This is a genomic window from Halomonas sp. 113 (genome assembly GCF_904067645.1).
GTDB classification, from domain to species: Bacteria; Pseudomonadota; Gammaproteobacteria; order Pseudomonadales; family Halomonadaceae; genus Vreelandella; species Vreelandella titanicae.
Map to the genome: position 1 here is coordinate 1,530,454 of NZ_LR881453.1, position 18,469 is coordinate 1,548,922.

An 18,469-nucleotide genomic window follows, 5' to 3' on the forward strand; every position below is an offset into this window, starting at 1 on the left:
CGATGAGTCTCCCTCGTCAGCCAGGCATCCCTCATCCACGATTGCCATTGCCAAAAGGCCAGCCGGAAAATCTGGCCGTTTTTCAGCAGTGGCTGAGCGATGCCATACCCATGGTGGGCGCGTTAGGTATTAGCGAAATGACGCGTCAGGGTGATTCACTAGCCTGGCAGTTAGCGCTGGAGCCCAACCTTAACGATAAGGGCACGGGCTTTGGTGGTGCACTGACGGCGCAGACGACGCTACAAGGCTGGTGCTGGGTAACGCTATGGCTACGTGAGCGGGGCATTGCGCGCGATGTCGTCGTTGCTGAGGCCCGTCAGCGTTTTCTGGCGCCGGTAACAAGTGACTACCGCTTGGTATGTACGCCAGCCGTGTCAGAAGGCCCTACTCAGCTTGCCAACAAGCTCGCTGAGCGAGGAAAAGGCCGCATAGCGCTAACCCAGCAGCTCTATTGTGGCGAGACGCTCTGCCTGGAAGCCAACGGCAGCTACGCTGTATTGTCTGAACGATAACCGGGGTATGCCACTAACCTAAAGGTTCGTCAGCCGGAAAAGGCTTGCTATTTCGAGGCTTAGCCAATAGTATATGTGCCGTTCTGTCGCGAAAGGTTCAGCCTTTCAACAGCGCCAAAACGCGGAGGGGTGTCCGAGTGGTCGAAGGAGCACGCCTGGAAAGTGTGTAAGCCGCAAGGCTTCGAGGGTTCGAATCCCTCCCCCTCCGCCAAGAATATAGATTAAGCCGCTGATTTCAGCGGCTTTTTTGTGTCTTTATTTTAAGCAGCCCATACTTCAGCCCATACTTGTGTATCGGCTCCCTTCGTAACGCACGGGATGCCTTTGGACAGTTCATCCATCTATCTAAGCTTCTGCAACCTCATTACCCAGTCCAGACCTAAGACTATATGTTCCACGTAAGCTTTAAACCTACAAATGCTGGGTGACAGGGGCTGCCGACTACGCTAATGTCATCTTAAGAATTGTGAGTTTTCTATACATCTGATTTTTAGCCAAAATAGACTTAAGAATTAGCCACGTTTTTACGGCAGCCTCAAGCACACAATGCGCGATTTTCTACTTGGGTTTGTAAGTTGAGTGTTCATATTTCTGAAAAATGATCTTGTTAATTTAATTAAAACAATGATTTACAGGGAAGTATTTTGTGCTTATACGCAACTTTGAAAGGGTAGTGACAATGTTAATGTGCGTGCGCCTTTTCGGCAAGGGTATCGCAAAGTCGATATTTTTTTTATAAATTTCATAGCATTATAGGTAAATTGTTAGGGTTTTGGTTGCCAGAAAAACACGCATGCGCACTAATAAACTGTTAACGCAAAAGTGCATCTACTTTCAGCCTCTGAAGTCAGTCTGACTGAGGTTAACAGAATCGTTGGCTTCAGCCGATTCCATAGGCATCACAAACAACCGTCACACTGGGCGCTTAGCTTTCTCGATCTGTGGGGCTAGGTGCTTTTTGCAGTATCCTGCGGACTCGGTGCTCGTCTTAAAGGCAGCCTGAGAGTGTGGCTTTTAAATTAAATACGCGGTGGTGGCACAGCAGCGTGGTGAGGATCCAAAAGCAGCAGCCTTCACCCCTGTTGCCTTAACCAGCGCAGGGAATTTTGGCATGTTAACTGCTTAACTCCGGTAAGTAATGGCACTCATCCACTAAGCATCATATACTAGAAGAAATTATTGAAATTTTTTATCATATGTGTTATGAATAAACTACTAATTGTAATTAATTAAAGCAAAAAACAAGGAAATGGTGTTGGTTGATCAAAGCGTAAATGCAGGAGTTAGAGCACAACAAGGCTTTGCTTTGCAGAGAAACATGGCTCTTTTCATTATACTTGATAACTACCAAAGCAAATTTGATGGAGCGAAGTACTTCCTATCTCTTGAGCATTTGGAGGACATACTGTTTTGCTATCTTGATGACCATGGGAAAGCAGTCAAAGTAGAAACCTATCAATCAAAAAAGAAATCCAATGGTAGTTGGAAAATCGGTGTCGAACTTGCCGAGATAATAGTCAAGATACTCCAAGTCGGTAAATCGCTCATTATAGATGAATATCCAAAATGTTGCAGCTATAGCCATGACCTGTACTTCTCATCAAATACAAACATACAACTCGAAAAGAAAGTAAATAGCTTCGTTGACAATAAAAAACAAACTAGAACTTATGCTCATGCTGTAAACGAGGAGAACTCTGAAGTCATTTATGGTGAGTTAGACCCAGTTATACAAAACGCTATAACTACCAAGCTTGAATTACATGAGTCGTATAATAACGACAAATTGTTTGAACAGCTAGAGAATTTGAAGTTCTTGTACATAGACTTTAATAGAACAAATAAAGAACAAGAGAATCAATTAAGAAGCAAAATTGAAGATATTTTTGATCGGAAAGTTAGTGATTCCAAGGCGGCATTAGAATCCATATTCAGGCTTTTTAAGGATATCGAACTGACTTACAATCAAAAAAGCATTGCTAGACTTTCTGATAAAACAAAACAGATACAAAGCAAAGATATAAATAATGCCATAAAGATAATTACAACAAAATCTAAAGCCTTTCAATTCTGGCGTGATCATAAAAGAGAAGTTGGTCAAAAGCTAGGGATTAAACCATTCGAACGTGAAACATTTGAAATGAAATTTATTTTGGCTTTTGATCTATTTAAAAGCAAGGATGAAGCTGAACATCAGAAAATCCTAAATTTTGTAAAGTTAAACTATCTTCAATGTAACGGTTTTAGCGAAGACGGCTGCATAGAAGAGCTAGTTGAAAAATTTAATAATGAAATTAGATCAAGCTTGGACGATCAAACATTAAAAGCAACGATGTATGCTGCTTACTTTGAAGCAATTAATAAAATGGATGATTAAAAATTGACCGTTTCAGTAAAATATAACAATTTCTTTGCTTATAGCAGCAAGGGAAAGAAATATTTCAACACTATATTCGCCGAAGGTATCAATATAGTTCATGGAAAGAATACATCTGGTAAAAGTACTTTTATACAGGCGATTCTCTATACATTTGGCATAAATGATGAAAAGAGAAAGCTTGCAGAGATTCTTAATGAAGGTGTGATTTTTAGACTCGACTTCACCATCTACAATTCTAGCTCAAAAAAAGTTTCCATTGTGAGAGATGATGAAATTGTTTCTATAAAAGTGGCGAAAAGGCCACCTATTAAGTTTATAGGTATCGGCGGCAACAGATCTAGAGAGCACATAAAGTTAAAAGCGTTCTTGTCTGAATTGTTTGGTTTTACACTGCATTTAGAATATGACAACGAGTACAAACCAGCTTCACTTGAAGCAATGTTTTTACCTTACTACATAGCGCAAGATGTTGGCTGGGTTTATCGGCATAAATCATTTAGAGGTTTGGATTTCGTTAAAAATTTCAAGAACGATTTCTTTGATTACTTCCTTGGCATAAGGAATAATTATGATCGCCTAGAGAAAAGTCAACTCGAAAAAGAAAAGAAGGATCTAGAAGCAGAATCTAGACTTCTTCATAAGATAGAGCAAAATGATAAGAAGCTGAAACTTGCTAAGATGAAGGACGAAGTGTTTGCAGAAAAAACTAACGAATATATAAAGCCTTACAAAGAAAACAAGTCAAAGTTAATAGAGTTAGAAAAAGAATATCTTTCTTTATGCAACAAAATAACACTGTTAGAAGAAAGCAGAAAGGTTCTACGTAGAGTCAAGCGAAGCTTAAGCAATGATATTTTAGCTGATACAAAGTGCCCAACATGTTCTCAACATTTATCTCATTCCGTAGAAGATACGTATAGTTATCTTCAGGACTTAAATGACACAGATCAACAACTTGAAGAGTTAAGCAGAAACATTAGAAATCTTAAAGATTCACAGGGAATGCTAAACTCTGTAATCAATGAAATTAATGAGAAGAAAAAAGTCGTTGAAAAAGAATACTATGAGCTTTTAGAATACAAAGTGGATAATGTCACGCTGGAATCATGGTTAAATAACAAAGTAAGCGTCAAACTATCTGTACAATTGGAGAGAAGGCTAGGCGAAATCACATCAAAAATATATGAAGTTGAAGGTAAGCTCAGCAAATTCAAGACTGACGAGATCGTTAAAAGAGAAAGGCGTAGTGCTAGTTACACCTTTAAGTCTATATTTGAAAAGCATGTTTCAGAGTTAAAAATAAAACCATTTGAAGATGAATGTTTCTATTTGTTGTATGACATTCCTGCTTTTCCTAGGCAAGGTGTGGAGCTTCTTAAAACTCTCCTTGCTTACAATTTTTCATTTGTTGAGATGATAAAGAAAACTGAATACATACACGTATTTCCTTTTGTTCTTGACGCTATATTCGAAGGTGACTTTGAAGATGAAAGTAAGAATGAGATACTTAGTTTTATTAAGAATAATGCTTCAGTGGATCAGCAGCTAATAGTTTCTATAGCGGATTCTAAAAGCAATGCTAACTCAGCTGCGACATATAACGAAAAGCACTTCAATAAAAATGCAAAACTAATTTGCATTGGAAATAATACTAAAAAAAGATCATTTCTTGAAAAATACAACGGTGAATTCGAAGATTACATTGATGAAACTATGGAAATTTTGGGTTAATACACTAGACCTAGTGTGTGAACATTTTGCTTGTTCACAGAGGTAAGAACTTCACACTCTAAACGCTTTACTGATATAAAAAATTAGTCAAATACCACTCATTGGTAAATGAGTGGTTTGTTATAGCAAAAATATACTATTAGGCAAATAAAATTTAAAGCGCTCTACCAGTTAGGTTGTTCAGGAATGGAGCTTGGATCGTAGCCATTAAGGTGGGGATCAACAACCTGCCCAGCATGTCTTGTGACATTTGGCTTTGGATTTCAGCCGAAATGGAGATGCTTACGTCAGATAAGGCATGCTTCGTGGTAGAAGATGGGATTGATCTGAATAAGGAAAACAAGATCAGCGAGATATCGGCCTCGAAAATTGTGGTCTCATGTGTTTCGTATTCAAAGATCAACTCGAAGACATCGAGCTATATCTCAAGGCGTAGTAGAACTATGGATGGTCAACGAGATATTTATGGGTATCCGGATTAAGTGGTAGATGGAGCCCCTTGCTCCTTCGAACCCTTAACTCTTCCAGAAGGTTGATAGATCGACGCCGTAGTTTTTCTCAGGCTCGGGAAGACCCATGCTGTAGGTCATGGTGGCCTTGCCCAGGAAGGGGGATTCCTTGGTCTGCGGCACCTTCTTCTTGTGCTTGGTGGTGTAGAGCATCCGGGCCCGCATCACCTCGAATGAGTAGCCACGGCCATCGCGGTTCTTATCCTTGGCCAGCCGGTTGATTGACTCCGTGAAGGCGTTGGTGATCGGGATGTCGGTCTCGAAGTAGGTCAGCATCTCCTCATGCCAGCCACTGATAGCACTGACGAGATCTTTCCAGACCTCCTTTTGCCCCTGTGGGATGTCGTCAATCCAGGCAGTCAGCGCCTTCTCGGCGTCACGCCGGGTTGTGGCGTCCCAGATGTGGAAGAACCGCTCCTTGTGCTCGTAGGCCGCCAAGAGCTGGGGGAATGCCCCTGTCCAGGTCTCCATGATGAGCCGTTCGCGATCTGAGACATCGTGAGCGCGCTTCAGCAGGATCTTCCGGTCACCCTTGAGGGTTCGGCGCTGGTTGGACGTCAGCTTTTTCCTGAGCCCCTTGCGGACCTTTTCCAAGGCCTCGTTGGCCATTCGCACGACGTGGAACTTATCGACCACAATGCGAGCCTGCGGCAGCACCGCCTGGACAGCACGGCGGTAGGGTTTCCACATATCCATGCTGACGATCTCGACCTGGTGGCGCTCGGTCATGCTCATGAGGCGCCTCGTCACCGCGTCCTGCTGGCGACCGGGCAGCAGGTCCAGTAGGGTACGCTCCTCCAGGTTGGTCAGGATGCAGCGGTAGCGGCGGTTCAGGTACAGCTCGTCGATCCCCAGGCAGCGGGGTGTCTCGAAACGATGCCANTTGGTGAAGTATCTGCTCTCTAGCAAGTGAGCGTACTGAGCGAGCCATCAACCAGCTAATCCGTTGTGGGTTGAGTTTGTCGGCCACCTTTCTCTCTCGCATACCAACCAGATAATCCGGATACCCATATTTATGAGGCGCTCTATTTTTACTGGAAAAGATAAATTCATTATTCTTAGCAATGTGTAACAAGTCGCTGTAGTACGCGGCCGATGGCCCGTAGACGCCCTTTACATTGCAGCTTCGCCTCCATTGCAAGGGTGCCGCTAAGTTGAGCATTAAACATAATAGGAGCTCATAAAAATGAGTCACATTGAGTACAGTTCTTCTTGCTTCTTGGAGCTGCCTTATTCGAGCAGACAATTGATTGTTGTTACTGACGATGTGATTGTGGAAGCAGCGAAGCAGGAGGAACGAAAAGCTGTTCAAGTTCGTCAAGATGGTCTTGATTGGAAAAAAATTACTGAAGCGATCGTTTTTGATGTTATTCCTCTTCCATTAGGTAGAACTATAGCAGAAGTAACTCGCGAGGCTATAAAGGCATGGGGGCGTGCACGAGATAATGGTCTTTTAGTGTTACCGGTTGGAAGTACGACGGCAAAATTACTATCATTTCCACCGGGCCATCCTCGTGATGGTGTCCTGTACATAGGGCATCCCGCATTGCCTAATGTTTATTACACTTTGGCTGATTTTCACCGCGTAACTTTTGAACATAAGTTTTGTGAAGCAATTAATTTGCTTATGAGCTTAGGAGCAACTTCAATTCGCGTTGAGCACGTTAACGGTTGGTCAAGAGATTTCTCTAGCCGTATTTCAGTCCCACTAGGGGAAGCTGAAAGTAATGTAAGTGCTGAAGCTTCGTCATCATCAAATTCTGGCTCAAGACTACTTTTTGAAGCTAGGCTATCAGGAACTGTAACACCATCGATCCCTGACGATTTGGTTTGGTATGAACATGAACCAACTTGGCAGTCTATCGCCAAAGGCCGAATAAATTATGGTCTCCAGGATTTTTCCCTGTCTGTATCCTACGAAGATGATTTTGGCGTCAATGCTGGCTTAAAGGTAGCTATTAGTAAGACCGGATTAGAAGTTGGTGGTAAATTCGAAGATCACGAATCAACAGTTTGGCGTCTTGAAGGGCAATTCAAGGGCATAGTAAATTAAACTTAACAATCATATATATAAGAAAAGAATCGTTACGCGCATTTCGATAGGCTTTATGTGTAGCGTTATATTTGAAGGAGAGCTTAAGTGCCGTTTGAAGAGCTGACAATTCTGTATTTTCAAATAGCTGCGGGAGTAATGATGGGGTGGGATTATTTCACACCAAAGTCGTGGCGCGAGCACATGAATGGTGTACTAAGCGAGTATTTTTCTGGTGTTCAAGGAAGAGTCGATGAAGACCTATCGGGGGCACTAGTTTTTTTGAAAGTGAGCCTTCCAAAAATCATTGCCTCATTTATCGCTTTCGGACTTGCTTACTTCGTGCTCAGATTTGGCTCCTCGATTAACGGTGAGTGGCGCGCTGAGGCTATCCTTGTCACCGGGTTAGTGTATTTGATGCTTGTCGCTGGAGGTTTAATAACGCTAATGAACATAGTATTTCCGTTGCTGGTTCCTCTGGGATTAGGAGGAGTATTTAGGGGGATAACAATGGTCTTAACGAGCACAGAAAAGGGGCCGTTAGCAGGATTGGGATTTTTAAGCCTATTGGTTACTTTTGTGATGCGTTACATGAACTATACAGCAGTCTGAACCATAATTTGGCGGTCAGCCTGATCGCTACGCGCCGTCTTTGGCCCTGCTCCAAAGCCGCCCATAACCTTAGCGTTATATGCTCAACTAAAATACCGTAAGGAGAAATAATGAAAATATCTGACATGAAACAAAATATAAGGGAAGCTGATTTATCTCCTGAAGACGAAATGAAGAGCTATATTCTTTCTCTCGCTGCTGATTTGAGGCTAGATACAGGGCATGTTCTGCCAATAAGGGTTTTGTTGCACAGAACCTTGAGCTTTAATCCGAAACAGCGAGAGGCGTTGCAGCCAGCACTCAACACACTCATCTCAGAAGGCTATTTTGAAGAAAAAGATGATAAGGCTTTCCTCACCGAAAAGGGCCGAGACGCTATATACTAATTGATATCAAATCGGCTGCTGTCGAACTGCCAAAAGCGTCACAGCTTTTGCTCTAGCAAAATCAGTGCCATTTTGTCAGCCGCTGAGCCGGAAGTTATATTGGTACTACCTGATAGTCTGCTCTTGGCTGTTTGCCCTCTTAACCAAAAAATAAAGCTTGCCTGATTACGAGAGCTGCCTCGTTGGGCAGTTCCATTTTATCCCAACAGTTGCCTATAAATACCCCATTTCCGAAAACGACTTACACCCATCACTTCCCACGACCACGTGATCAATCACACGTATATCCATCAGTCCCAAGGCTTCCTTTAGGCGATCAATAATACGCCTATCGGCCTCACTGGGTTCGGGATCTCCGCTTGGGTGGTTGTGCACGAGGATAACGGCCGCAGCGTCGTAGGTAAGGGCGGCTTTTAGTACTTCACGTGGGTAGACGCTGGCCGCGTCGATGGTTCCACGTAATAGCTCTTCAAAACGGATAACGCGATGCTGACTATCGAGGAACAGCACGCTAAACACGTCGTGCTCGTAATCTTGAAGCAGTAACTGCAGGTGCTCAAACGCCTGGGAAGGCTGCGTGATCTTGCGGCCTTTAGCGAGTTTGCGTCTTGCGAAGCGCTTGGCCATGGTGATGATATCGTTTTCAGTCACTGGCGAGGTAACGTGATAGGTACCAGCCACTTCCCCAGCTTTGAGTTTGGCGTGTGTCATGGTTGTCTCCAAAAAATAAAAAACGCCGGGGTGGTGGCCCCGGCGTCTATGTCGTTAATGATCGGTTGGTGTATCTATGGAATCGTCGCGTCACGCAGCCATCACTTGGTTTATGCGACGTTCCATCTCCTCATGGAATCGTTCTACCCGCTCGGCAATGGTGCGGATCATAATGTCGTCACGGTAGGCACGTTTGATAAACAGCGGCATACCTGGCCAATAGCTCACAAAGTCGATCCATTCCCGTTCGCTGACCCATAGCCCGCCCTGGCATTGGGGCACGTGCTCATCAGGTATTTCGCCGCTGAGCAGTACCTCAATCTGGAACTTAGGTAGCTTTGTTTTGATTTCTAACAGACCGTTAGCGTCTACTAGGCTGTCGGGCGAGTAGCCCACGCCATGGTTAAGGATCAAGCCCACTTCCTGGGGCTGGGGTTCGCCTGTGGCATCGCAATAAAGCGCACGTGCCAAGCCTTCCAACTCATGGCCTCGTCGAGTATGCGCGTTACCTTGAAACGGCTCGGCCAGCTCCCCGGTAATGCGTTCACCGATTAACTGGTGCATGTAAGTAATCGCCCCGGTACTCAACCCGCCTGGGCCTTTACCCTTCACCAGCACGACCTTTAGCTCCGACATGGTGACGCGACCTAGCCGCGCCGCCAGCCACTCTGGGGTGCCTTGCTCCATAGTAAGCAGTTGCATTAAAGACTCCTGTCATAAGGGGTAGAGCGTGGATTACTTAACCGCCCGTTTAGAGAGTGAGGCGCGTAGCTTGTCGAAGTCAGTCTGAGGTACTTGCACGGCTGAACCGTATTTACCACTGAACCATTCCTGGGTCGTGGCGGGGCACTGGCTAATCAGTCGCTGGATCTGTCCGGCCTGAAAGGGCGTTACTAGCTTGATACCCACTTTGGTACTGGTCTTGCCATTGTCATCCTGGCCCCTTGTGGTGATGTTGAGTAGGGCGCAGAGTACGTAGCGCTTGCCGTAGCTGGTGGAAGAGCCAAACGCCTGCACCGCGTTCTTGTTGCCGCTTATGTCGGCAGGTAGCAACATGCTGGTTTCTTCACGGTGGCCATCCTTATGCATCAGCACACCGGTCACCTCAATACCACGCTCCTGCGTCTGAATACGAAAGCTCACCGCAAAGCCGTGTTTCTGCATGATGGGGCGCACGGTATCGACGATATCTTCCAGCGTGGCGTAGCAGCCGTTGTTGGTTTGCCCGCGCTCTTCAATGCTGGGCAGTTCGGTCTGCATCGCCGCCATGGCAGCGCTATAGGCCATCATGGCCTGGCGATCCATTACCCGTTCCTGCATCTGTAGCAAGCGTTCCATCTTATCGATGTCGACGTCCGGGTTGAGTGCCGCACGTTCTATCACCTGGATGATGGCCGTACTTTCCGCAAGGTGTGGCGGGGATGCTCCAGGAACAGCTTGTAAAGAGGATGCAGACGTCTCGTGATTTACCACATTAGCTTTGGTGGCCATGACAAGGCTCCTTCAATAGGGGTTAAAGATCGGCGGGAAGTTCGTGCGGGGGAACGGGGCATAGGTGCAGCTCGGTGCGATACAGCTGTCCTTTTGCCATCACGTAGGTTTCGGCATAGGTTTGATCCTGGGTGAGCAGTCGTTCGGTCAGTTGGGTTAAGGCGATATCTAAATCGGGGCTAAGAGAGGCCATGATGTGCTCCACGTAAAAGCAAAAAGCCCAGCCTGTTAGTGGCTGGGCTTATCGCGCTATCCAATGAGGGGTAAGACAAAAACCAGGAAAATCAGCATTAGAATGATCAGAAACAGCATGTCAGCTCACCAGGGCAAGGGCCGTTTGTAGCGCCTCTTGCTTCAGCTGCGCCCCTTGGCCAAACCACGCGGAATCCAGACGGGTATCGTTGCTGCGAGCCCGCTTGTCGTGATCCACGTACTCGGTCACGGCATTGAGCAGACCCCAGGCAGTGTCTTTGGCCGTGTCGAGGTGGGAGCCGCGGCCTTCGCCGTGGTAAAGCTTCTGTACCTTGTTGAGCGCCCGATAGTTAGGCAGCTTGGAAGGATCTTCGATTGGCTTATCGATACCGCAGAGCACTGACTGGAAATACTGCTGCGCCTCGCGATGATCGATCTTACGTTCTGCCAGGGCCTTCATGCGGTACATGAAGTCATTCCACTGGGAAACAGAAATACCTAGTTGGCTTTTTAACGCACGTGGATCGAACTCCGACCGGTGGGGTACCTTCACTGCCTGCGACGTGCCATCCACCGCAATCTGCAGCGTGTTGTTACACACCACCCGCACCGTGGTGGGTGTCGCCATGGTGGCCAGCGTGCCGTCACAGGAGGTTGCCAATAGTAGGTAGTCGTTGACCTCATCCTGGCCTTTCAGGGAGGTGCTTAAACCACTGCGCGCCAAGGCCCAGAACTTACGCCCGCCTTTCAGTACCCCAGCGGTTTCCTGCTCGTATCCAGCGTACTCGGTGAGGTCGCGGTAAAACTCCAGAATCTCCTCGGGCTGCACCACCTTATAACGCTGTGATACCACCGATAACGGTGCCTTGGTATCCGAGCGGTAGAGCACTTTCTGTTCAGGGAACGAGTGAATGCTGCCCAAGTGACTGGCACCCTCGGCAATAAAGCGCACCGGGGCTTCTTCAATGTGCCAGTTCATTCCGGCCTGTTGCTGCCAGACCTCTAACGGTTGTTGACGGGATAGCTGCTGTCCCAGGCCGTGCCAAGGGGTAGCGCCGACGTAAGCCATTTGTTCAACGAGATGAGCCATGATGAAAACTCCTAGCAATAAAAAAACGCTGACGAAAATCGCCAGCGCTTTATGGTTGGAAAGTTAGGGGTAAGTCGATTAATGGTGACGAATTAACGAGGTGAAGTGTAGGAGTGGGGTAATTGCCGGAAGGCATGACCACACGATATGCATAGCCAGGAAACTCCTTCACCGAGTGGCAATTTCTGGGTGAAAAATTGGGTTGCGACGCGCGAGCCTGCCTGACTACCGAACACAGCACCCATCACGGCAGTGGGCAGTTTGGCTAACGGGAAGCGGGTTGAGGCCATCGATAAAGGGGACGTTAGGGTATAGGACTCGCGCCACGCGCCAATGGCAGCGCCGACAAGGCTGCCGCCAACGGTGCCGATACGTTGGGCGGTTTCAAAGTTAAGCGTGCATGGGGCTGCACAGCGCAGGCAAGGCGGGGACATAAACAACACTCCTATAGGTGTCAAAGTGATCCCGTGTGCAGGATTCATAGGAGTGATATAGGTCTGTAATTTTTTGGCTTTGACCTTTGAGTGCTTGCTTCATGAAACTCCTTTACTGATACTGTTCATATATACAGTAAAATAGGTAGCCTATTATGTCATCGAACGTTTCACTCCTGGGCCGCGCAGACACCATGGCCTCGTCACTACCCTTGCCGCTCTATTCAACCGCCGTGCGCGCGGGATTTCCTTCGCCCGCCGATGATCACTTGGATACCGAGCTAGATCTGCACCGCTACGTCGTTAAACGCCCAGCCTCGACCTATTTTGCTCGTGCCGAAGGTTATTCAATGATCGGAGACAGCATCCACCCTGGGGACTTATTGGTGGTGGATCGCAGCCTGGAAGCGCTGCCTGGTCGGATTGTGGTGATCTGCGTAGATGGGGAAATGACTGTTAAGCGTCTGGAGCGCGTTGGTCAGCGTACCTACCTCAAAGCAAGCAACCCCAATTTTAAGCCGATTCCCCTTGATGGACGCGAATCCCAAGTATGGGGTGTAGTGACCGACGTGATTCACAATCTGCTGAGGGCACTGCCGTGATTGCACTCGTTGACTGCAACAACTTTTATGTCAGTTGCGAGCGCGTTTTTGATCCAATGCTGGAAGGGCGTCCGGTAGGGGTGCTGTCGAATAACGATGGTTGCGTCGTTGCCCGTAGCAACGAACTCAAAGCCCTGGGTGTTGAGATGGGGACGGCCATGCACTTGTTACCGCCCGCGATTCGTCGCCAGGCTGTGCTGCTATCCAGTAACTATGCGTTATACGGCGATATGTCCCAGCGGGTAACTGAGGTGCTAGGCGAGTTTTCGCCCCATGTGGAGGTGTACTCCATTGATGAAAGCTTTGTCGGGTTTCAGGGCTTTGACCCAGATTCGCTGGAGGCGCGGGGCCAAGCCATGCGCGATACCGTTCGACAGTGGACGGGCATTCCCGTGTGCGTGGGGTTTGCACCTACCCGCGTACTCGCCAAAGTGGCGAATCAAGCGGCTAAAAAACATCCTGCCTACAAGCAGCATGGCGTATGTAAGCTAACCGCTGATAGTGAAGCGACCAAAGCATTGCTAAAACAGTTGCCGGTAACCGAGCTGTGGGGCGTGGCACGCCGTACCGGTGAACGATTAAGCGTAATGGGTATTGATACCGCATGGGATCTGCGTGAGGCAGACGCTAAGCGTATTAGGCAGCGCTTTAGTGTGGTTCAGGAACGCATCGTATGGGAGCTACGCGGGCAATCCGCCATCCAGCTTGATGACATGAGTCTACCTAAAAAACAAATCATGGTGTCGCGTTCATTCGGCAGGCTTACCGGCAACCCCCATGACTTACGCGAAGCCTTAAGGCATCACGCCGCGAGGGCAGCAGAAAAGCTGCGCAAACAGCAAAGTGTAACCAGTGCCGTGATGGTGTTTTTGCGAACCAACCCATTCCGTACTGACTTACCGCAATATCAACAACGTGTGGTTGTCTCTCTAGAGAGGCCCACCGATGATAGCCGCGATATCATCGCCTCAGCGGTACAAGGCCTACGCCGTCTCTGGCGCAAGGGCTACGCCTACCATAAAGCAGGTCTGATGCTGCTCGACCTTTCACCTAAGGCCAACCGACAGCTTACCCTCACTGAAACCCCGCAAACCGACGAAGAGGCTAAACGCAGTGAACGGCTGATGGCGACGATGGATAAGCTCAATCGTGAACTAGGTAAAGGAACGGTACAGCTTGGTCTACCCCGTAAAGGCAATGCATGGGCGCTGCGCAGTGAACGACGTACGCCGCGGTACACCACACAGTGGAACGAGCTTCTGGTCGTTAAGTAGATCAAGCATCGGTTTATATTTTTGCCATGCTAAACAAATTAAACTATTGATAAAGTTGATGAAGAAAACATCGGTGTGACCAAAGTGCCGTAAGGATGGACCCTTAAGCACGACGTCACGACGTTGAGAGCAAAAAAATCATAAAAACACCATATAGGTTGGCAATTTACGAAATTCTTGGCAGCGAACGTCGTCTTGTCGTGGATACTCCATCAAGAACTTCGCGTTGTAAGGCACGTCAATAGTGCATTGGGCAACGTGCTGTGTCTTCGAGGGACTTATAAAAAAGTTGAATAACATTCATAAGAAATCCCTTTCCTCACAGCCTAGCACCGAATGCTCGCTGCCTGATGTTTGTCCATTGCTCACAGAAATACTGTGGGGAGAGGGGGTGGGTCCGATCACCCAGTGGCGCTTCGAGCCACGTTTACCGTTGCTATAGCAGATTATCCCTTGGGCATTGAGCAGTGAGGCAGCTCGCTTGAACGCTGCGCCAAGGCCACGGGGCTCACGCGGCCATTGGCTACCCAAAGTGCAACTCGGCCGATATTTTGTCAAAATGGCGAGCCACACTCCCGTTGGTTTTTCAACGGCTTCCGTGATGGCCTCGATTTTAAGATATTTAATGAGAGCTTGAGCAACCGGTTCCTCTTCGGTCATCTCGCAGAGCCGATCACTACGATACGCCTGATACTGTGTCCAGAAGCCTTCTGAGTTCCCGACCAAACTATCGGAAACAATCATTCCAATTCGGCAGAAGTCTTGCCAGTTGCCCGGCACTTCTCGTTCTAATCTCACTTGGTCAATATTGGCATGTGCCTTGCCAAGCAGTGTAAGCAGTGCGCTGAAAGCGCAAGTCTGATCCATCGGTGTCAGGTTTTCATGACGAGTTTTTATCCGGTAAGTCTCACGTGGTTTAGCAATAGAGGGGGACGGCATCTCTAGACTCAAAGTGAGCTCAGCTAATTCATCATGACAAATAACTGGTTCTAAACTGCTTAGAACGCAAGGGCGTGACACATCCAAACTGGATGTAGTCTCATTACCGTCGTTTGCTCTCCATTCTAGTTGAGTGGTACAGAGCAACTCAAACAAGCGACGCTGTACTACTGCACTCAAAGGCGCTTCAACGTTTTCTAGGCTAATGACTTGATGCTGCCAAGCAAGCCGGTTTACTTTTTTCACAGTTGTGGGTATATCACGTATTGCAGTTTCCTTAATCACTGGATCAACTAAGTTTTTGATGATGCGTTGAAGTAGTGACATGCCACTTTTAGGCTCTCCCGTGAGCTCTAAAGCTAATTGTTGTCGTTCTGGCATTAGGCACAACACCATATATGTGTAAATTAACAGCTCTCGATCCTTTGGTAGCGCCACGTAAGTCTCCATGACGTTCAGGTCTGCACTGCGCCCATGCGTGTGTAACTCGCTGTAGGGGCGACTATTGATGGGCTGCCAGTAAGGATAGTGTTGTTGGGGGCGAACCATTGATTCATGCCCCGAGGGGAACATCATCACCTCGCCACCTAGTTCAATAAAGCGTTCGTTGCTTTCACCCAGCCAAGTTCGGCCGTTGCCGATAGTTCGAAAATCAGCTTGATTGAAGCGAATAATATCTAGTGCATTTTGGATGTTTTTGTCAGAAACATCACGATTACTGCTTTCAGCAACAATTTTTTTGATGATCGGTGCAATCATCTCTGCTTCCATTATTAGCACGGGACCTGATGAATGTGGCAAGAGGAAATTAACCCCGTTGGGGTCTATGGCTAGTCGATAATAATGGTGAATAATTTCCCTGACGAGATTGGCATTGCAAAGCTTGGGTAGTCGTCTGGTGCGGGGTATAGACGGCATTAAATGCCCCAGTGATGCACCTACAGAGGAAATAGGCTGATCAGCTTGTTGGGAGTGAGAAGGTTGGTTGGAAAGAAGTATGCCGTCCAAAGCATGTTCTTGAGAATGAAAACTATCATATGTCATTAGGTTGGTTCCTTGGTTTTATTAGCAGGGGCGCGTGCTGTTCATAGTAATCATTACTCCGCATGTTTTATATCATGGTGATGAACAGAAAGTTATGCATAGAAACTGATCCATGATGTCTTTTAAAAAAACCTCTCTTTCGCTAAATTTAATCCATAAGGCAATAAGTTTAAATTTATCAGATTTAATTAATGTGTCTAATGACTTTTTTTAATATCGAGTTTTATTTGTTGCTGGATGGTAAAAGAAGTATTTAAACTTGGTTGGACACCGATGGATAGATTACTGCATGAACATAATTCAAGCAGTTATAAATAAAAGCTATGAGTCTGAAAGCTGTGCTTATATAGAGTTCTATATACGTGTAGGGTTTTCTCATCTGAAGGTAACACTGGGCTGCCAATCAGATAGATCATCGCATTAAAATTGCTCTCGTTCCGGTGGCCGCCTGTACTGGACAAGCTGACCTATCGGCTATATGTCGCGTAGGTTTCCTATTTCATTACCAGCGCACCGATGTTCTGGCCGATGCGGTACTGGCGGATTGCGCACGTGTCCTGTAAACGGCAGCATCACTCATATTAAGGAGGTAGGCTAAAAGAACCGGTCAGGCTGGTTGTAAGATTACCTTTGAGGGAGGGAATGCATAAAAGCCTGCCCAGTAAAATCGTCACTGGCCACGTGGAGTAAGCCTTACCTTTTTTTTAAAAAAGGACATTAGCGTGCCCAGGGTTAAGAATACTCAGGGAAAGAAAATTCTGTTGTCGTTATACACTTATCCAAAAATAGTTTTACTGGGAAGAGTCATATTCTGAGTCATTGCGCGCCCAGTTGGGTCGCCATTGTTCGAGTAAGAAAAATGGACTTTTTGCTTTGGTATTTTAGCCACTTGCGTGAGATCGATAGCTAGGCGCAGAGCGGCTGAGGACATATTGTTTCCACTTAGCTGTTTAGGTAATAGGTAATATATATGTTCATTTAGAGAATAAATAAGGGGTGTAGAGAAGCGAAAAGCCATCCACCAAGAGGAGGCCAACAAGCCGACGATTTCCTCAATAAAACAGCAGCCTATCCAACCAACTTCACGACCTAGACTAACGAAGCTATAGCGGCATAGTTAATTGCACAACCACGCCAGGATGAGCGTGGTGTTTCTGTTAATCATTACGCCTTCCCAGAAGCGTTGCACCGCTTCCTGGTTCCTCCCTTTAAAGACGCCATTACTCACGGCCTTTAAGCCGCTGCGTATGCATGTCTCATTGATAGCCTGGTACAACTATGAAAACTGTTAGCCTTAAACTGCGCAAGCGGGTTCCTGAAAATATGAAGCTTAAGTTTTTCTACGAATGCTACTACCGTGGTTGTGAAGTACTTACGCGACAGGGTCCTCTTATCGAAAACTATTTGGAAAGCACCTACGACGCTCTGCTATACGTCTGTGAAATGCAGAACAAAACATTCGTTTTCCGACTAGATCTTCGCTTTCCCGACGATATGCCACCTAACACTTTGCATGTATTGAACACATATATACGGCGTTTTTTGGATAATTATGAGGAGGAGTTAGCCTTATTGAGGCTAAAACATCAATCACAGATCCACAGTACAAACTTTCGCAATGTGTGGTGCCGAGAGCAAAAAGACAGCGATAAGCCGCACTACCACTTGCTTATTTTGCTGAATGGGAATGCATTTCAACAACTAGGGAGCAGTAAGGAGTCCGCGTGGGGAGGATACCAAGACAATACCTTGATTCATGCGGCTATTCGCGCGTGGAGCCAAGCGCTTGAACTCCCAATATATAAAAATAAAGGGCTTGTCGAGATAGTGAAAAAGTGGAAACACGGTAGACGTACCAATAAATATTTCCTCTGCATGCTGCATAGAAACGATCCCTATAGCTTTGCGGAGGTGATGTACGTAGCTAGCTATCTCTGCAAGTACCACAGCAAACCCCTCGGTCAATGGGTTCACTGCTTTGGTGCTAGTCAAAAACCATTACACAGGAGAGTGTGATAAGACGAACAATAAGTGCCTATCCGGTGACACTTTGCTTCCATTCAGTACTGCTTAAGTAAGCGTCTGGTTTGGTGCTAGCTTTCATCGCGGTGAGCCATGCAATACCCACCTCTAAAGTGCTTCTAAAGGGTGAGTATTCTTTCCCATAAACATAAATAATTAATAAGTATTTGAAATTAAGGGGTTTTATTATTTTAAATAAGCATTAAAAGCTATTATTTCCATAGCTAGCATCTCGAATTGCGGTGGTAGTGGCGGCTCTCTATCATTCACATATCAACCGAAAGGAGTTAAGCCATGACCCACAGCCACCGTAATCGCATTGTCCTGCGCATGAAGCAAATGACCCAAAAGCTCAGTATCAGCCGCTCATCAATCTATGAAAAAATGAACCCCAAGTCGCCTCGATTCGATGCAACTTTTCCCAAGCCCATCAGGTTAGGCGCAGCCTCTGTCGGGTGGCTTGAAAATCAAGTGGATGAGTGGCTGATGAGCCGTCAAGCGTAATGAG

Annotated in this window: 18 protein-coding genes and 1 tRNA gene; 11 read left to right on the forward strand and 8 right to left on the reverse strand. The window is 46.7% G+C overall.

All coding sequences use genetic code 11. From position 1 onward, the window contains the following. Positions 1-2 precede the first annotated feature (2 nt). The 4 genes from YERSI8AC_RS07360 to YERSI8AC_RS07375 all read left to right on the forward strand — a co-directional run bounded on the left by YERSI8AC_RS07360 (position 3) and on the right by YERSI8AC_RS07375 (position 4,623). Entirely contained in the window at positions 3-512 is a 510-nt protein-coding gene (locus YERSI8AC_RS07360; protein ID WP_041157889.1) for a YiiD C-terminal domain-containing protein, read from the forward strand. A gap of 123 nt (positions 513-635) precedes the next feature. Further along, positions 636-723, forward strand: a tRNA-Ser gene (locus YERSI8AC_RS07365). Positions 724-1,767: 1,044 nt separating this feature from the next. Further along, positions 1,768-2,889 carry a hypothetical protein gene (locus YERSI8AC_RS07370; protein ID WP_138799992.1) on the forward strand — a complete coding sequence of 374 codons (1,122 nt, stop codon included), beginning with the start codon at positions 1,768-1,770 and terminating at the stop codon, positions 2,887-2,889. A 3-nt stretch (positions 2,890-2,892) separates the two neighbouring features. Continuing rightward, on the forward strand, positions 2,893-4,623 hold the full coding sequence (locus YERSI8AC_RS07375) for a hypothetical protein (protein WP_009288061.1): 1,731 nt from the start codon (positions 2,893-2,895) through the stop codon (positions 4,621-4,623). 515 nt (positions 4,624-5,138) lie between these two features. Here the strand turns inward: YERSI8AC_RS07375 and YERSI8AC_RS07380 are convergent. Next, positions 5,139-6,014: ISL3 family transposase (locus YERSI8AC_RS07380; RefSeq protein ID WP_236579232.1), on the reverse strand; the 876-nt coding region annotated here is incomplete at its 5' end. Positions 6,015-6,318: 304 nt separating this feature from the next. Between YERSI8AC_RS07380 and YERSI8AC_RS07385 the strand changes: the two genes are divergently transcribed. The 3 genes from YERSI8AC_RS07385 to YERSI8AC_RS07395 all read left to right on the forward strand — a co-directional run bounded on the left by YERSI8AC_RS07385 (position 6,319) and on the right by YERSI8AC_RS07395 (position 8,162). Then, the gene (locus YERSI8AC_RS07385) at positions 6,319-7,185 is read left to right on the forward strand and encodes a hypothetical protein (protein ID WP_009288062.1); all 867 of its coding nucleotides are present in this window, start codon (positions 6,319-6,321) and stop codon (positions 7,183-7,185) included. An 87-nt stretch (positions 7,186-7,272) separates the two neighbouring features. After that, the gene (locus tag YERSI8AC_RS07390) at positions 7,273-7,776 is read left to right on the forward strand and encodes a hypothetical protein (protein WP_009288063.1); all 504 of its coding nucleotides are present in this window, start codon (positions 7,273-7,275) and stop codon (positions 7,774-7,776) included. A gap of 110 nt (positions 7,777-7,886) precedes the next feature. Beyond that, the gene (locus tag YERSI8AC_RS07395; RefSeq protein WP_027959661.1) at positions 7,887-8,162 is read left to right on the forward strand and encodes a hypothetical protein; all 276 of its coding nucleotides are present in this window, start codon (positions 7,887-7,889) and stop codon (positions 8,160-8,162) included. 213 nt (positions 8,163-8,375) lie between these two features. Here the strand turns inward: YERSI8AC_RS07395 and radC are convergent, their stop codons facing one another. The 6 genes from radC to YERSI8AC_RS07425 all read right to left on the reverse strand — a co-directional run bounded on the left by radC (position 8,376) and on the right by YERSI8AC_RS07425 (position 12,080). Then, complete coding sequence (radC, locus tag YERSI8AC_RS07400) at positions 8,376-8,873, reverse strand: RadC family protein (protein ID WP_027959660.1); 498 nt, start codon at positions 8,871-8,873, stop codon at positions 8,376-8,378. A 90-nt stretch (positions 8,874-8,963) separates the two neighbouring features. Further along, entirely contained in the window at positions 8,964-9,575 is a 612-nt protein-coding gene (locus YERSI8AC_RS07405; RefSeq protein ID WP_027959659.1) for a lambda exonuclease family protein, read from the reverse strand. A 33-nt stretch (positions 9,576-9,608) separates the two neighbouring features. Next, complete coding sequence (locus YERSI8AC_RS07410) at positions 9,609-10,364, reverse strand: ERF family protein (protein WP_009288065.1); 756 nt, start codon at positions 10,362-10,364, stop codon at positions 9,609-9,611. A gap of 22 nt (positions 10,365-10,386) precedes the next feature. Continuing rightward, entirely contained in the window at positions 10,387-10,557 is a 171-nt protein-coding gene (locus YERSI8AC_RS07415; protein WP_155830866.1) for a hypothetical protein, read from the reverse strand. Positions 10,558-10,677: 120 nt separating this feature from the next. Next, complete coding sequence (locus YERSI8AC_RS07420; RefSeq protein WP_159176445.1) at positions 10,678-11,646, reverse strand: DUF932 domain-containing protein; 969 nt, start codon at positions 11,644-11,646, stop codon at positions 10,678-10,680. Positions 11,647-11,738: 92 nt separating this feature from the next. Continuing rightward, positions 11,739-12,080 carry a hypothetical protein gene (locus YERSI8AC_RS07425; RefSeq protein ID WP_027959657.1) on the reverse strand — a complete coding sequence of 114 codons (342 nt, stop codon included), beginning with the start codon at positions 12,078-12,080 and terminating at the stop codon, positions 11,739-11,741. A 155-nt stretch (positions 12,081-12,235) separates the two neighbouring features. Between YERSI8AC_RS07425 and YERSI8AC_RS07430 the strand changes: the two genes are divergently transcribed. Both YERSI8AC_RS07430 and YERSI8AC_RS07435 read left to right on the forward strand, forming a co-directional pair. Next, positions 12,236-12,682 carry a LexA family protein gene (locus tag YERSI8AC_RS07430; RefSeq protein ID WP_027959656.1) on the forward strand — a complete coding sequence of 149 codons (447 nt, stop codon included), beginning with the start codon at positions 12,236-12,238 and terminating at the stop codon, positions 12,680-12,682. Then, on the forward strand, positions 12,679-13,956 hold the full coding sequence (locus YERSI8AC_RS07435; protein WP_027959655.1) for a Y-family DNA polymerase: 1,278 nt from the start codon (positions 12,679-12,681) through the stop codon (positions 13,954-13,956). Before YERSI8AC_RS07430 ends, YERSI8AC_RS07435 begins: the two co-directional genes overlap by 4 nt. A 300-nt stretch (positions 13,957-14,256) precedes the next feature. Here YERSI8AC_RS07435 and YERSI8AC_RS07440 read toward each other — a convergent pair whose 3' ends face one another. Beyond that, positions 14,257-15,939: a hypothetical protein gene (locus YERSI8AC_RS07440; RefSeq protein ID WP_009288067.1), complete on the reverse strand. Its 1,683-nt coding sequence runs from the start codon at positions 15,937-15,939 to the stop codon at positions 14,257-14,259. A 1,278-nt stretch (positions 15,940-17,217) separates the two neighbouring features. Between YERSI8AC_RS07440 and YERSI8AC_RS07445 the strand changes: the two genes are divergently transcribed. Together YERSI8AC_RS07445 and YERSI8AC_RS07450 are read left to right on the forward strand one after the other, a co-directional pair. Beyond that, positions 17,218-17,955 (forward strand): YagK/YfjJ domain-containing protein, encoded by a 738-nt coding sequence (locus YERSI8AC_RS07445; RefSeq protein WP_009288068.1) that lies wholly within the window; start codon positions 17,218-17,220, stop codon positions 17,953-17,955. A 300-nt stretch (positions 17,956-18,255) separates the two neighbouring features. Then, the gene (locus YERSI8AC_RS07450) at positions 18,256-18,465 is read left to right on the forward strand and encodes an AlpA family phage regulatory protein (protein ID WP_027959653.1); all 210 of its coding nucleotides are present in this window, start codon (positions 18,256-18,258) and stop codon (positions 18,463-18,465) included. Positions 18,466-18,469: the final 4 nt, after the last annotated feature.

Coding starts and splice junctions, on each gene's coding strand:
- radC (WP_027959660.1), bottom strand. CDS start 8,873: ATGACACACGCCAAACTCAAAGCTGGGGAAGTGGCTGGTACCTATCAC.
- YERSI8AC_RS07415 (WP_155830866.1), bottom strand. CDS start 10,557: ATGGCCTCTCTTAGCCCCGATTTAGATATCGCCTTAACCCAACTGACC.
- YERSI8AC_RS07440 (WP_009288067.1), bottom strand. CDS start 15,939: ATGACATATGATAGTTTTCATTCTCAAGAACATGCTTTGGACGGCATA.
- YERSI8AC_RS07410 (WP_009288065.1), bottom strand. CDS start 10,364: ATGGCCACCAAAGCTAATGTGGTAAATCACGAGACGTCTGCATCCTCT.
- YERSI8AC_RS07450 (WP_027959653.1), top strand. CDS start 18,256: ATGACCCACAGCCACCGTAATCGCATTGTCCTGCGCATGAAGCAAATG.
- YERSI8AC_RS07385 (WP_009288062.1), top strand. CDS start 6,319: ATGAGTCACATTGAGTACAGTTCTTCTTGCTTCTTGGAGCTGCCTTAT.
- YERSI8AC_RS07395 (WP_027959661.1), top strand. CDS start 7,887: ATGAAAATATCTGACATGAAACAAAATATAAGGGAAGCTGATTTATCT.
- YERSI8AC_RS07420 (WP_159176445.1), bottom strand. CDS start 11,646: ATGGCTCATCTCGTTGAACAAATGGCTTACGTCGGCGCTACCCCTTGG.
- YERSI8AC_RS07430 (WP_027959656.1), top strand. CDS start 12,236: ATGTCATCGAACGTTTCACTCCTGGGCCGCGCAGACACCATGGCCTCG.
- YERSI8AC_RS07405 (WP_027959659.1), bottom strand. CDS start 9,575: ATGCAACTGCTTACTATGGAGCAAGGCACCCCAGAGTGGCTGGCGGCG.
- YERSI8AC_RS07360 (WP_041157889.1), top strand. CDS start 3: ATGAGTCTCCCTCGTCAGCCAGGCATCCCTCATCCACGATTGCCATTG.
- YERSI8AC_RS07425 (WP_027959657.1), bottom strand. CDS start 12,080: ATGTCCCCGCCTTGCCTGCGCTGTGCAGCCCCATGCACGCTTAACTTT.
- YERSI8AC_RS07445 (WP_009288068.1), top strand. CDS start 17,218: ATGAAAACTGTTAGCCTTAAACTGCGCAAGCGGGTTCCTGAAAATATG.